12 protein-coding genes are annotated in these 13,788 nt (G+C 43.3%); 4 read left to right on the forward strand and 8 right to left on the reverse strand.

The annotated features are described in order from the left end of the window. Positions 1–194: 194 nt before the first annotated feature. The 4 genes from CEX98_RS09695 to CEX98_RS09710 all read left to right on the forward strand — a co-directional run bounded on the left by CEX98_RS09695 (position 195) and on the right by CEX98_RS09710 (position 5,858). A complete protein-coding gene (locus CEX98_RS09695) occupies positions 195–2,330 on the forward strand; it encodes a TonB-dependent receptor (RefSeq protein WP_099641867.1) in 2,136 nt (711 codons plus the stop codon). 105 nt (positions 2,331–2,435) lie between these two features. Beyond that, the gene (locus CEX98_RS09700; protein WP_099641868.1) at positions 2,436–2,894 is read left to right on the forward strand and encodes a zinc ribbon-containing protein; all 459 of its coding nucleotides are present in this window, start codon (positions 2,436–2,438) and stop codon (positions 2,892–2,894) included. Between the two features lie 71 nt (positions 2,895–2,965). After that, positions 2,966–5,392 (forward strand): Lon protease family protein, encoded by a 2,427-nt coding sequence (locus tag CEX98_RS09705; RefSeq protein WP_099641869.1) that lies wholly within the window; start codon positions 2,966–2,968, stop codon positions 5,390–5,392. After that, positions 5,379–5,858 (forward strand): FKBP-type peptidyl-prolyl cis-trans isomerase, encoded by a 480-nt coding sequence (locus CEX98_RS09710; protein WP_099641870.1) that lies wholly within the window; start codon positions 5,379–5,381, stop codon positions 5,856–5,858. The genes CEX98_RS09705 and CEX98_RS09710 overlap by 14 nt, the downstream gene beginning before the upstream one ends. Before the next feature lie 86 nt (positions 5,859–5,944). On the opposite strand, the gene CEX98_RS09715 is transcribed toward CEX98_RS09710, so the two are convergent. From CEX98_RS09715 to CEX98_RS09755, 8 genes are all read right to left on the reverse strand, one after another. After that, entirely contained in the window at positions 5,945–7,129 is a 1,185-nt protein-coding gene (locus CEX98_RS09715) for a cellulase family glycosylhydrolase (protein ID WP_099641871.1), read from the reverse strand. Positions 7,130–7,604: 475 nt separating this feature from the next. After that, positions 7,605–7,931: a hypothetical protein gene (locus CEX98_RS09725; protein ID WP_099641873.1), complete on the reverse strand. Its 327-nt coding sequence runs from the start codon at positions 7,929–7,931 to the stop codon at positions 7,605–7,607. After that, on the reverse strand, positions 7,928–8,566 hold the full coding sequence (locus CEX98_RS09730; protein WP_099641874.1) for a DUF4178 domain-containing protein: 639 nt from the start codon (positions 8,564–8,566) through the stop codon (positions 7,928–7,930). Before CEX98_RS09730 ends, CEX98_RS09725 begins: the two co-directional genes overlap by 4 nt. Before the next feature lie 83 nt (positions 8,567–8,649). Continuing rightward, complete coding sequence (locus tag CEX98_RS09735; RefSeq protein ID WP_099641875.1) at positions 8,650–9,339, reverse strand: PspA/IM30 family protein; 690 nt, start codon at positions 9,337–9,339, stop codon at positions 8,650–8,652. Positions 9,340–9,354: 15 nt separating this feature from the next. Next, a complete protein-coding gene (locus tag CEX98_RS09740; protein ID WP_099641876.1) occupies positions 9,355–9,768 on the reverse strand; it encodes a DUF2170 family protein in 414 nt (137 codons plus the stop codon). 81 nt (positions 9,769–9,849) lie between these two features. Beyond that, on the reverse strand, positions 9,850–11,586 hold the full coding sequence (locus CEX98_RS09745) for a polyamine aminopropyltransferase (protein ID WP_099641877.1): 1,737 nt from the start codon (positions 11,584–11,586) through the stop codon (positions 9,850–9,852). A 3-nt stretch (positions 11,587–11,589) separates the two neighbouring features. Continuing rightward, positions 11,590–12,489: a DUF350 domain-containing protein gene (locus CEX98_RS09750; protein WP_099641878.1), complete on the reverse strand. Its 900-nt coding sequence runs from the start codon at positions 12,487–12,489 to the stop codon at positions 11,590–11,592. 23 nt (positions 12,490–12,512) lie between these two features. Next, the gene (locus CEX98_RS09755) at positions 12,513–13,451 is read right to left on the reverse strand and encodes a hypothetical protein (RefSeq protein WP_099641879.1); all 939 of its coding nucleotides are present in this window, start codon (positions 13,449–13,451) and stop codon (positions 12,513–12,515) included. Positions 13,452–13,788: the final 337 nt, after the last annotated feature.

The raw sequence follows: 13,788 nt of genomic DNA on the forward strand, positions 1-13,788 counted from the left end.
AATCACAGCACCTAAGGCGTAATTATTTTAGCTCGAAATAAGCAGAGGAGCATTGCAAAAATAGGCATCGATAAATGCCCTTTATACAATTACAAATGTAAATAATTAACATTTACCTTGTATTTCCTGTGCTTTATCAATACTATATTGCCGCTTTTTACATCATCATTATTCTAAATCCAGCAAGGGTAACCATGTTAAAATCTACGCTCAGTACGATAGCATTGGCTGTTAGCACAGCAGCTATTGCAGACGATACCAATGTTAATAAGCTTCAAGCTGCCGATATGGAACACATCGTTGTTTCTGGAAGTCGTGTGTTTGAAAGCATTGATGAAGTGCCTGCCTCAATTACCATTATCAATCAAAAACAAATCGAAGATCATTTAAAGGTAAATCCAGAGCTCCAAAGTTTGCTATCACAGATAGTGCCGGGTCTTGCTCCAGATACGGGAAGCTCAAGCAACACGGGGCAGTCATTGCGTGGTCGAGCGCCATTGGTGATGATTGATGGCGTACCGCAGTCAACGCCATTGCGTAATGGTTCATTAGGTGTGAAAACGCTAGACCCAAGTGCTATCGCGCGTATTGAAGTGATAAAAGGGGCTACTTCAATCTATGGTAATGGCGCTTCAGGTGGGATCATTAACTACATCACCAAGCAGGCTAGAAGCGACGGCAAACCTGAAGGTGAAATTAGCCTATCAAGTCGTTTTAGCGCAGTAAAACTTGCCGAGAGTGCTGGCGCACGTATTGCAGGCGCTGTTAATGGTCGCATTGACCAATTTAGTTATTTAGTAACGGCAAGTTATGAAGAAAATGGCGTGCAGCGTGATGCTGAAGGCGATATTTTAGGCTTACAGTATGGTTTATCCGATACGGTAACAGAAAACTACTTTACCAAGCTGGGCTATGATTTTGATGCAGACAAGCAATTACAGTTTAGCTACAACTTCTACAGCTCACAGCAAAAAACTGACTTAGGTGATGTGTTTGGCAACATTAATTTAGGTGAAAAATCTTACGCGGTTCATGTACCACCAGCTCAGCAAAAACAAGGTAAGCCGCAAGGACCGGAAGGTAATGAAAACATTACTTTGAAATACACGGACATTGAAGTTTTTGCGAATACGCAAATGACGCTTGATGCCTACCTGCAAGACATCGAAAATGTGTTCTTCTTTTCACCAAATTTGGCAAATCCTGATGAAGGCTATTCAGGCGGGCAATCTATCATTCGCTCTGAAAAAAAGGGCGCGCGTGCGACATTTAACACCTTGGTTGATTTTGACAATGTCCAAGCGACTTTCATCTATGGTGTTGATGCGCTGAACGACGTAACGTCACAGCCGCTTGTTGACGGCCGTGTTTGGGTGCCAGAAATGGATATGGAAAGTATCGCAGGTTACTTACAGACCAAGTGGATTGTAGCTGACGATCTGGTATTGAAGGCGGGAGTAAGACAAGAGAGTATTGATCTTGCCGTAGCGGACTATCAAACACTTAAGCTTTGCCGCTCAGCGGATCAATGCTCAGTGCCTTTGAATGTGAAAGGTGACACCATTGACTATGACGCCACGACTTACAATGTTGGCATTAAGTATAATGCGAATGAAAAGTTCAGCCCATTTGCCAGTTACTCGCAGGGCTCCGATATCTCTGATATTGGCCGTCTACTACGTAGTGCAACGGTAGAAGATATAGGCCAAATTCAAACAGAAGCCTCTATTGTTGATAACTATGAGATAGGGTTTAACGCTCAATTTGAGGGGTTACGTTTTGAATTTGCGGCATATAGAAGTACTTCGGAATTTGGCACAACCAATAAATTCAATGAAGTGACAGGGGTTTATGAGCCGGTGCGTGCGCCGCAAAAAATCTGGGGATATGAAGCGCTGGTTGATTACAAGATCAACGAAACGCTAAAACTGATTGCAACCTACAGCTACGTCGAGGGTAAAGATACTAAAGCTGACGTGTATCTTGGTTCTCGACAAATTAGTCCACCAAAACTCACGGCAAACCTAAATTGGCAGCCTGATGACGCTTTATCGATGACGTTTAGTTGGTTACATGTCGGTGACCGCAAGCGCTTTGAACGAGATGATAAGGGTAACTATGTGGGAGATCAGGGCCCAATTGATAGCTACAATGTGGTTAATTTTAGCGCTCAATATCAATTCGATCAAAGCTGGCAAGCATTTGTAGGTATTGAAAATCTATTTAATTCGGATTACTTCCCAGCTCGCGCACAAGCCTATACATACGGTGGTTATAACATTAAAGGCTTAGGGACAACGGCAACCGTTGGCGTGAAATACCGCTTCTAAGCTACTTTAAGTGGGGTTTGCTGGCTATCAAGTTCAGCAAACCCTAATACAATGAATGGTATATCTGGTCTACACTTAACTTATAGGCAAAACAGGAGTGTAGCAATGGCGGATTATCAAAAGTGGTTGGATCAATTCTCTGATTGGCTAAAAGATGTTAAAGAGCACGAAGTTGACGATTTATCTAAGCGATTTTGGGAAGCGCAACGCGCACTAAAAGACTACACCAAACAAACCTATGATGACTACAGTTACTATCTCAAGCGTGACTTAGAGCATCTACTTGAAAACAAAACCTTCTATGACGAAGCGGCTTGGAGTGAACTCAAAGCCAACATCTTATTCGAAATATCTCAAATGGAAGATAGAACACAACTCGAATGGTCAGCACTTTTAAAAGATTTTGAACACCAAGGCATCTATAAAGAAGGTGAATGGATAGCTTTGGGGCAATTAGTGTGTAAGAATTGTGGTCATAAATTAGATGTTTATTATGCCATCAAGATCCCAGCTTGCAGCGAGTGCGGGCATGGGGAATATACTAGAAAAGCATTAGCGCCCTAGAGAGTGGGCGCTCAGTTTGGTAGCCCTGAGCTGAGTAGGCTAACGTATGCGAACAATACAAAGAAGTTAGAATGACCAAATCCAAATTGTCGTCTGAAAAATCATTGCAGGCCAGTCAGCTTGCACCATCAGTTTCATTAACACACATAGAAAATTGTATCCAAAACCCATATCCAGAAGCACTTCCTTTTATTGGCCAACAACGTGCTCAAACCGCATTAGACTTTGCTTTGGGGATGGAATTACCAGGTTATAATGTTTATGTGATGGGTGAGGCGGCATTAGGCCGTTTTACCATGGTAAAAGATAAGCTCGAAGCGCATAGTAAAACTAAGCCAACGCCGAAAGAATGGTTGTACGTTAATAATTACGACGACCACCGTGAACCTATCGCGCTATTTATGCAAGCAGGAGAAAGCAAGCAGCTTGAAGCCGATATAGACGCTTTTATCGATGAAATTTTAGATACCTTCCCTGCGGCCTTTGACAACCCAGGTTATCAACGCAAGAAAAAGTCGCTAGATAAAGAATTTGAACAAAAATACGATGCTGCGATCACTGCCGTTGAACAACAGGCTATGAATATGAGCGTTGCGCTAATTGAAGACACAGGCACTGTAGGTTTTGCTCCTGTGGTAGATGGTAAACAGCTCAGTGATACGGAGTTTTCAGCCCTTGACGAACATGTTCAGGCTCATTTTTTAACGGCTATTGAAACATTAGAAGATGCCTTAATTGAGTCTCTTATTGAGTTGCCAAGATGGAAGCGTGAATCTTCAGAACGCTTGCGTAACCTTAAGAAAACCACTATTGAGATGGCGACAAAGCCGTTGTTAAAAGCGCTTGAGCATAAGTATGCCGCGCACATTGGTGTGTTGCGTTATCTTAAAGATCTCAAGGTTGAAATAGTTGATGCGGTACTTGACTGGCTAGATGATGATAGTAGCAGCGAAGAGAACAAAGATGACTTTGACTCAAAAGGCATGTTAACGGACTTTTTTGCCCCTAATATTTTGGTTGAGTTTAAAGAAGACGATCCGGCGCCAGTGGTTTATGAGCCAAATCCAACTTTTGGCAATATTTTTGGTAAGGTGGAATATGCAACCTCTCAAGGCAACTTGATCACCAGCTATCGCTCTATTCAAGCCGGAGCCTTACACCGTGCCAATGGCGGCTATTTGATCATGGATGCGGAAAAAGTCATGGCCAATGCCCAAGTGTGGGATGGCTTAAAGCTCTCATTAAAAACCCACCAAATTAAGAATGATTTACCATATCAAGACAACTCAGTGGGCAGCAGCTTTACCTTAAAGCCACAGTTAATTCCGCTAGATGTAAAAATTATTCTGCTTGGCTCACGGGACCTTTATTACACCATAGGTGAGTACGATGAAGAGTTTGCAGAGCTATTTCGAGTGCTGGCTGACTTTGATTATTACTTACCAAGTTCAGATAAGATGCAGTACCAATTTATCACTAAGGTGATGGAATACTGTAATGATACCTTGAAAATTGAGCTTAGTTCGTCAGCGTTAGCGCGAATGCTTAAGTTTAGTTACCGCCAAGCAGAGCACCATAGTAAGCTTTCGGCGCGCTTTGCTGATGTGTTGGAGCTGGTGGCAGAAGCCAGTTTTTATGCCAAGCAAGATGGCGTAAATCAAATCGCCGCTAATCATATCGATGAGGCGATAGCCGGAAAAGAGTATCGGACAGGGCAGTTAAGTGAAAACATGCTCAGTGATATTCAAGAAGGGCATACCCTGATCGCAACCAAAGGCACCGCAATTGGTAAGGTAAACGGCCTGACTGTACTACATATTGGTGATACCGCGTTTGGTACGCCTGCTCGGATCACCTCCACGGTATACGCTGGTGCGGATGGGGTAATTGACGTTGAACGTGAAGTAGATTTAGGTAAATCAATTCACTCAAAAGGGGTGATGTTGCTTACCGGTTACTTGGGCAATAAGTACGCACAAGACTTTAGCTTAACGCTCAGCGCAAATATTGCCATTGAACAAAACTATGGATTTATCGACGGTGATAGCGCCTCACTCGCAGAGCTTTGTGCATTGCTATCTGCAGTAACACAACTACCTGTTGATCAATCTTTAGCGTTAACTGGCTCCATTAACCAGCATGGTGAAGTGCAAGCCATTGGCGGCGTAAACGAGAAAATCGAAGGCTTCTTTAAACTATGCAAAATGCGCGGCTTAACGGGTAAACAAGGGGTGATCATCCCAGAGTCTAACAAAGTAAACTTGGTATTAGATGATGAAGTGATTGCGGCGGTTGAAAAAGGTTTATTCCACGTCTATGCCGTGGCTACGGTAGATGAAGCACTTAGTTTATTGATGGATCGACCCGCTGGAGTGTTAAGCGAAGAAGGTTACCCTGAAAACAGCATCAACGCGGTTGCAATGGCAAAACTCGAGCGTATTGCGAAAGTAGTAAACGGCGATGATGACAAAGGAGAAGAAAGCCATGACGACCACTAATATTATCCTCGTTATTGTTGCACTGGTGATTGCCGTAATGTTCTTTCGAGGGGGACAAAAGCAAAAACAGTTAGCACAGTTTAATCGAGTTCAAGCCGCTGACTTTTTGAAAGAAAATGAGAAGCGTGCGGAAGTACATAAAACCGACTCAGGTCTTCAGTACGAAGTCATCACGCAAACTGAAGGTGGTAAACAACCAAGCGCAACGAGCAAGGTTAAAGTGCATTATCACGGCACCTTACTTGACGGCTCTGTATTCGATAGTTCAGTACTGCGCGACCAACCAATTAGTTTTGGGCTCAATCAAGTGATCCCCGGCTGGACCGAGGGAGTGCAGTTAATGACTGAAGGGGATAAATACCGCTTTTGGATTGGTCCCGATTTAGGTTATGGCGACCGCGCTGCAGGTAAAATCGAACCAGGCTCTTTACTCGTATTTGAGGTTGAGTTGCTCGCGGTAGAGTGATTGCGGCGATAACCCTCTTCTAGCGACACAAAAATATAAACATACGCAGCAAGCTGCGTATGTTTAGTGAGACAAGGCTTTACTGCCTACCTACCTTCACTTATCCAGTTTTTAAGCCAGACTCCCGCCTCTTTTAGCTGACTATCCACGAAATTTTGATTAGTACAAGTGCCTTTTTTCCACACTGCACCGCTGCGAAAATCATCGGAATAGTTCCAATTGGTCCAGCTTATCTTTTTACGCTTCATGAGAGTGATATATTGTTGCGCACTTTCTTGGTCGTTGGGACCGTCACCATCGTAATTTTGCGTACCCCACTCACTAACAAAGACGGGGAGTACGTCTGATGCTCGGTCTAAAACATTGCGATGAAAGTCCGTGTGTGATGCCGCATAAAAGTGAAAAGTGTACATGATGTTATCGAATGGTACAGGGTCATTCAGCACGTCCTGAAAGCTGTCACCACTAGATGCACCAAAGGTTGACCAGCCATGCGTGCCGATAAGCACTAACGCATCAGGCTGGATAGCTCGGATCACCGGAATGATCTGCTCGCTATAATGACGGATTTCGCCCCAAGAGACGTTATTGGGCTCGTTGGCTATGTCATAAATAACATTTTTGCGGTGTTTGTTCGCCGTAACGATATCGGTGAAAAAACGTTTTGCAAACGCTAGATTATAGTTAGGATCGCCAGGATTTAGTTGGTGCCAATCAACCAATACATACAAACCTCGCTGGCTGGCCATATCGATCAATTGATTCATGTCGTTTGTAAATTTTTCTGGATTAGAGGCATAACCGCCTTCTTGCACATACATACTTAAGCGAATAATGTCTGCTTGCCAATCAATTGCAAGGGTATCGAGTGACAGATCGGTTAGACACTTATCCAATCCATACCACTGAAGGCCATGGCTACTCATGCCACGTAACTGGATTTTTTCCTGGCGTTCGTTACATAGTCCAGTTCCACAGACAGCTAGCTGACCATGACGCTCGAATGGTGTTAACCGAGTATTGTTTTCACAGCGCCCTAGATATTGCCATGCCGAACTGGTTCCTGGCTCAGCTTGAGTCCACCAATTGGCTTGATAGAGCTTGTTCTGATGCTGCATTTTGTCGCCAGTACTGGCATGATTTGGAACACCTTGCCAGTTGGTTTGTGTCCAGTCGGGGTAAGTATTGATACTGTCACAAGTGACGGCTTGCGCCTGATTGATGCTAAGGCCGATGGCAATGGCCATCGTTGTTAAGTTCATTAATTTCATTTTATTTCCTTTACATGTGTATTGTTGTTTTGCTGACAACGCTTATTTGAAGCCATTACATGACTGCTACGCGTTTCGACAGCAAACTCTAATTTAACGAAGAAAATAAAAAGGTGCCCTAGACTTTAGTCTAGATATTAGCTTAACTTATTGAAATTAATTAAGTATGTTTTTATAGGCAAGAGCTGTTGCAGTTCAGGTTATCTAACAAGGACGTCACAGAGGACATTTTTGAAGATGTGTATGCCAGCAGCTAATGCTCCGAAAATTAGTAGGTTTGGAGATAATGGATCATCTTCGAATAAATAGTTATTCAATAATGCTATTAGTAACATCATGATGACTACGAAAATAAGTGGTTTCACACTATGTTTATCAATACTTTTCTTAATCTCTGCTTCTGTCATCGTTCCCTCTTAGGTTGTCGCTTTAACCATTTAAAATAGTTGGAGCATTAATGGATTGGTATTACTGCTCACTTTTCTTTATTTTCTGTATAGCGGCTCAGCAATATGCTAGCAACTTCTTGTTTTACAGCTCGTTTGTCGTTGGGGTCAACGCCAAAACGTTCCGCCAGTAGTGCGATTTCGTCATCGGTGAGATTGAAGGATAAGCGTTGCCGAGTTTTCTTCGATTTAACTTCTAAATCAAGGATCTTTCGGATCATATCGGATGGCGTTAGCTCTTCGTCTATCGCCTGCTTTTTAATGCTTTTTTGCACTTCAGTGGTTAAGTCGAAGGCCATTTGTGTGGCCCTCAACGCAACTTCTTGGCGTTTCCACTTGTCTTGTCTGGCGGTCACGAGTGTGCTCCGGGAAATAGATCGACAATATCGCTGAGTGGTCGACACATGGTCAGCGATACATCGGTTTCACCGCCGTCCCAGATTTCGATATTGATAGCAAACTTGCCGTCGGCAGAGCATAGCTCAATGACTTCACACATCTCACCACTTTCATCTTGATAGCGCGGTAGAGTGCGACCGCGATAATCACTGTCGTAAAAGTAACAAACATAAGGGGCTTCGCTTTGTTGATAGCTTTTCCCTAAAAATCGCTCAAATGCTTCTGGAGTGGCATGGGTGTCTAGTTGCGTCAATGATTCCTCATCAAAAATACGGGCAAACTCATCTAGGGTAAAAATGGCGTCGACGTCATCCCTTTGGATTTTAATAGAGAAGTTGGCGTATTCTTCACCGTCGCTTTGCTCGATTTGTAAAAAGGTCACTTTACCTGACTCACTTTCAAGAACAAACTCATATTCGGCGCTGCGTTCATATTGGTATGTTTGCACAGCAACAACTTTGAGCGTTTGCCCTTTGAGCCAACTCGGATAAGCGAACGAATCAATAATGGTAAGCATATCACCAGCTTTCAGATCTTTAGGGTGAGAAAGTTGTCGCTCAGGTTTCTTTTTAGATTTAAAAAAGCCAAACATAGTGCACCTACGTAATACCAATTGGTATAAATATCAAAACGGTCAAAAGGAGGCTAAGCCTCCTTTTTCAATTCAAGCAAATATTAGTTGCCTTGTTTAGCTCTAATACGCTCAAGAATATCATTGCTCTTTGGTGTTGAGCCGATCCCAGCCTCAGCCATTTTGGCTTTAAGATCTGCACCGGTTGCAGCCGCTTCTAACTCTTTTGCAGCAGCCAACTGGTCCTGTCTGTCTTGCTGACGCTGTTTAATACGTTCAAGCGACTGACGCGCATTTACCATAGAAGACTCATTGGTGTTTAGGGTGCTGTTTACCGCCATCGTTGCTTTTTGCACGCTATCGGTTGTTTTCACCATGGTTAGTTGGCGCTGATTTTCTTTAATGGATTTCTCAGCTTCTTTAATCTGCTGCTTCAGCAAGATCACATGTTTACTAAATCCGTCTAACACTTGTTGATGCTCTGCGCGCTCATCTTCGAATTCACTGATTTTTTCAGCAATTTCTACCGCTAGAGCTTCATTGCCTTTCTCTAGTGCTTGACCAGCATAGTTTTCATGTTCGATGATGCTTTCTTCAAGTGCAGCAAGCTTACGCTTAGTCTGCATTTCTTTAGCCATCACCTCAGTTAAGTTCTTTTTCGCTGTTGCCAATGCGTTTTTAGCGTCGGCAATTTCTTGTTCAAAAATACGAATGCCATTGGCATCAACAATTGACTCACCAACTTCTCTAGCGCCACCACGAACAGCGGTAAATAATTTCTTTAAAATACTCATTTCACAACTCCAATATTAATCGTTCAAATACACTGTCACTGCATCTAATGCTTCAATTGCATTGTCTGCTAAGGTGACCAGTTCGTGCGTGATCTCATCAATTGAGGAGGAAACGGCTAGGGCACCAAATATCGCATACTGCTCATCAATTTTAGCAAACGCACTCAAAGGGATCGGCACATTCAGTTTTAGTAGTGCTTCATTTAACTCGTTAAGCAACTCTGGTTTTACCTCATTCTCTTTGAATAGGTAACTAATGCATACCAGCTGCTCTTCAGTTTGAGTCACAAAAATGGGTAATTCGTCATTTCCGTCAACAATCACTTGCAATACATCTTGCTCACCTTCATTGGTGATTAAGAAGGATTCGAAGTTAGCACCTTCAGTTTCAAATGATGCTAATTTGATTGATAGTTCATTTAATTCCATCTTCATTTACCTTTTTTGTTATGACATATTATGTCTGAGTTAAGAGTTGCACGTAAGACATAATATGTCAATGGTCGTGCGCTAATTTTTATACAGCTCGTCTTCCGTTTGCCATGCTTGGCGGTAATAATCATATAGCCTACCTGTTCCTAACTGGTTGACTTCAATATCTTTTGTTCCATCAAAAAAGCGGCTTGGGAAGGCGAAAGTCGCGAGTAAATATTCTTTATTTATCCAGTTACTTGGAACGGGTAAAGATTCTACCGATTTGATTCGGGCGCTCGCAGGTTGCCCAGTTCTCGTTGCGATTGTCCATCCCCACTGACCAAAAGACGGAATATTTTGTTGGTATTGCTCCACATGGGTGAATCCAGCATGTTTTACCGTTTTTGCGATACTAATAAACGCCTTTTTGGCATGGTAAGGGGAGGTGGACTGAATAGCTAAGGCACCATCAGGCGCCAGTAATTGACGCACATGATTGTAAAAGTAATCGCTATACAGCTTGTTTAAGTCAGGGTGATTAGGATCGGGTAAGTCGATAATAATCGTGTCAAATTGTCGGCCCTGATCAAGCATTTTTTCTACTTCTAGAAATGCATCTGCAACAATGACGCTTGCTCTGGGGTCGTTTAAGGCGTCGTTGTTTAGTTGGGTTAGTTTATTCGTAATATTGGGTCTAGCAGGGTAGGGTTGTCCTTGTAGCCCAAACAGAGATAATAGTTGCCCATCTAAATCAATTAAGGTGGCATGTTCCACTGGCCACTCAAGCACATCTCTAAGGGCGAGACCGTCACCGCCACCAATTATCAACACCTTTTCTCTACGGTTAGATGCCAGCATTGCTGGGTAGACGAGCATGGTGTGATAGATCTGTTCATCAACGGATGAAAACTGTAATCGACCATTTAAAAATAAATCGTTGATTGGCATCGGCTGAGTGCGGCTTAATCGTTCGGTGATCACAACATGTTGATATTTGGTTGATTCTGAGTAGATCACTTTGTCTTTATAGAGCACGTTACTTAGGTCTTTCATCCACAGAGAGCCATTACTCAAGATAACGAAAAAAATTCCCAATAGAACAAAGTGACAGGCGAATAATAACTTAGCTAAACGGACATGGGAGTGATAGCGCCACAGGAAGATAAGTCCTGCAATAATATTAAATAGAGCAGTCCACGCCGCTGCTTGCATTATTGGTAGCGCAAGCATAATTGTGACCCAGATAGCTGCGCCAACACCGGCACCAATATAATCGGCACCATAAATAGTACCCGCATTATTTTCAAGGAAGCGTCCATATACCTGTTGGCGGATCCGCGCGATTAGCGGAATTTCCATGCCAATGAGAATACCTAAAATAAGGCCGAAAACATAAGGAAGAAACCGTGCAAATTCCTGTAATTGCGCAAAGGGCATACCATCTAATACGCTATCAGGAGGTAAACTGTAGAGGCTAGAAAGCGTGTGGGGCAAAGTGTAGGTAAGGGCAATCACACTGGCTATTACCAAAATACTACTCATACCCAGCAGCGCAATTAAGCTCTCAAGCCATGCAAAAGCAGTAAAGGGGTCTTTAAACCAACGCGCTAAAAATGCGCCAATGCCCATGGCCACGATCATCGTGCCTATCATGGCGTAAATTGCGCTCTCTACCGAGCCCAAAACGCGTCCTGCATAGTGGGAGAGTAAATATTCGTAGATTAGGCCACAACCGGCCAAAATGGCCATAACGCCAATAAGTAGGGTGTCGTGACCGAACAACGACCAGTTGCCGGTCACTCTTGCAGAAGTTTGTGGTGCTGATACGCTCAAGGGTTACGCACCTAACAAACTTGCCATAGTCGTACCAATCGCAAAAGAGAGGGCGGCCGAGATTGCGGCAACACCAACATTCTTTTGTCTGTTCACTTCATCAGAAATATCTTTACCTGCCAGAATAATTTTTATCATTACAAGGTGTAAGATGATGAACAGAATAATGCTACCAAGCGCAGCAATACTCCAATACAGTAAACTCGAGATGATATTGTCAGCCACATAAGGCGCTAAACCCGACGCTGCTGTCAATGCCAGTGCTGAGCCGATTAAAAAGCCCGCATAGCGGATCCCAACTGCGATATTGTTGTCTTTGATTGCTTGCTGTAAACAGTCGCCGCTTTTGTTCGTGCGCTTAAATAATTGCACTCGGTATTGGCTTACAAGCAGCATACAAATATTACCAATAATAAAGGCTGCAACTACAATCGGTAAACCATACCAGCCCTCAGTTAGCACCCAAAGTAAAGCGGAGCGGATCACAATGGCAACACTCACCACATGGCCAAAATCAATCAGCGCTGAGGTAACATTACCTTTTATGATTTCGTCATGTAGGTTCACCTTGCGCAGTGCGACTTTGTCTTGGAAGAAGTGGCCAAGTTTAATAAGGACGATACCTACGATGCCATAGCCCGCCATTTGTAGCGCTTCTTGAGCCAAAGAGCTGGCAAAAGCACCACTTGAAATACCCGAAATCACGATGGCTAAGCCTGCCAAGCCGCCAGCAAAACTGAGGCCAAATGCAAAGTTGTCTTTTTCTGTGATTTCATCGTTTGCGTGAAGGTTGGATACCCAACCTTTGATGTATTTTAAGCTAACAAATAACGCGACGATCACCGCCATATCTATTAGCAATGCTTGAAAAGTCCAAGCTGTTAATCCGTTAAATTGGTACATGTGTTAACTCCGCTATATATGCGCTATTTACCCCGGCTTACGCCACGGGAGGTTCTACTTGAGCTATTGCGAACTGAGCCGTAGCTTGATGTTCTAGAGTAGCTGCTTCGGGTTACTGCAGATGGAGTGTAGCTACTTCGGCTTAACCCTGAAGCGACAGACTTTTTCTTAGCATAGGGGCTGGTAAATTGCTTGCCCTGACGCTGGTACGATTGTCGCGTACGCTTGGCGAGGTCGGTCTGGCGTTTGTAGCTTTTATAGCTGGTATATCTATGACGACCATAGTCACTGTAGTAACTGTATCTTCGGTGCTTACTCCAGCGGCCATATTCTACATCCCCGACAATATCGCCAAGCATGCGATACATGCCGTACCACATCCAAAAGCTAGTGCCGTTAGCGTTCGTTTGCCATTCACCGTAGTTTGCATTGCCGACCAGTTGATTACCGACACCGGTTTCACCGTTAGCAGTTTGCTCTGCCCGTTGGCTGACTGCACCCACTCGGGCCAGTTTGCCATCCGACATATCGGCTAAAACATTGATGGGATCCGTCAGCGCGTCATTAAACAAGCTGATTGACGCTGCTTCTTTTAGCAAGATCGCTTGGTTGATAATGTCGTTACTATTCATGTTAGGAGCGGGGGACTTGAGGGACTGATATCGAGTTAATAAACTCTGATACAAGGTGCCACTACTTGTTGCGTCTTGGGCAATAATTTGCGCAATTTCGCTGAGTTGAGGTTTTTGCTGACTAAGTACTTTGCCATACTCAGTCAAAAGGTTGGCATTTCTTACCTGCTTTTTATCAAGTGCTGTCCCCAGTGTGTTAATTGCTGTTGAAGCTTCTTGAAGTGTATGTGTAATGGTTTGCTGGATGCGTTCTTCTTTCGATTCGCACCCAAGCATTAGGCTCAAAACACACAGTAGGCTAACCAGTTTCCAAATTCTAAAGTTGGACATTCATTGTCACCTAATCTACCTTGACCATTCAGTTAAATGTGCTGTTTTATTGAGCTTAAGTCAACTCAAACGTGCCATATTTGGCATGTTAAAGAGGCTTAAATTGTAACAATAAATCAGTCTAAAGAGTTATTACCCATTCACCTTAACACTTGCTTTGGCATAAACCACAGACGTTAGGTGGGTTGGACTAATAATAGAGTTTATTCATATAGAAGTTGCACTCGTATGAATGCAACTATCACCACAGCATCAATATAAATCTATAGATGCTACAAGGCTAATACCAAATGTATTAAGTAAATGAACTATTTCATCCTTTAAATTGATTAGAGAA

The sequence above is a fragment of the Pseudoalteromonas piscicida genome (genome assembly GCF_002744175.1).
Lineage (GTDB): Bacteria > Pseudomonadota > Gammaproteobacteria > Enterobacterales > Alteromonadaceae > Pseudoalteromonas > Pseudoalteromonas piscicida_B.

Excerpts from the sequence above, each read along its gene's own strand:
- CEX98_RS09695 (WP_099641867.1), top strand. The coding sequence starts at position 195 with ATGTTAAAATCTACGCTCAGTACGATAGCATTGGCTGTTAGCACAGCA.
- CEX98_RS09700 (WP_099641868.1), top strand. The coding sequence starts at position 2,436 with ATGGCGGATTATCAAAAGTGGTTGGATCAATTCTCTGATTGGCTAAAA.
- CEX98_RS09705 (WP_099641869.1), top strand. The coding sequence starts at position 2,966 with ATGACCAAATCCAAATTGTCGTCTGAAAAATCATTGCAGGCCAGTCAG.
- CEX98_RS09710 (WP_099641870.1), top strand. The coding sequence starts at position 5,379 with ATGACGACCACTAATATTATCCTCGTTATTGTTGCACTGGTGATTGCC.
- CEX98_RS09715 (WP_099641871.1), bottom strand. The coding sequence starts at position 7,129 with ATGAAATTAATGAACTTAACAACGATGGCCATTGCCATCGGCCTTAGC.
- CEX98_RS09730 (WP_099641874.1), bottom strand. The coding sequence starts at position 8,566 with ATGTTTGGCTTTTTTAAATCTAAAAAGAAACCTGAGCGACAACTTTCT.
- CEX98_RS09735 (WP_099641875.1), bottom strand. The coding sequence starts at position 9,339 with ATGAGTATTTTAAAGAAATTATTTACCGCTGTTCGTGGTGGCGCTAGA.
- CEX98_RS09740 (WP_099641876.1), bottom strand. The coding sequence starts at position 9,768 with ATGGAATTAAATGAACTATCAATCAAATTAGCATCATTTGAAACTGAA.
- CEX98_RS09750 (WP_099641878.1), bottom strand. The coding sequence starts at position 12,489 with ATGTACCAATTTAACGGATTAACAGCTTGGACTTTTCAAGCATTGCTA.
- CEX98_RS09755 (WP_099641879.1), bottom strand. The coding sequence starts at position 13,451 with ATGTCCAACTTTAGAATTTGGAAACTGGTTAGCCTACTGTGTGTTTTG.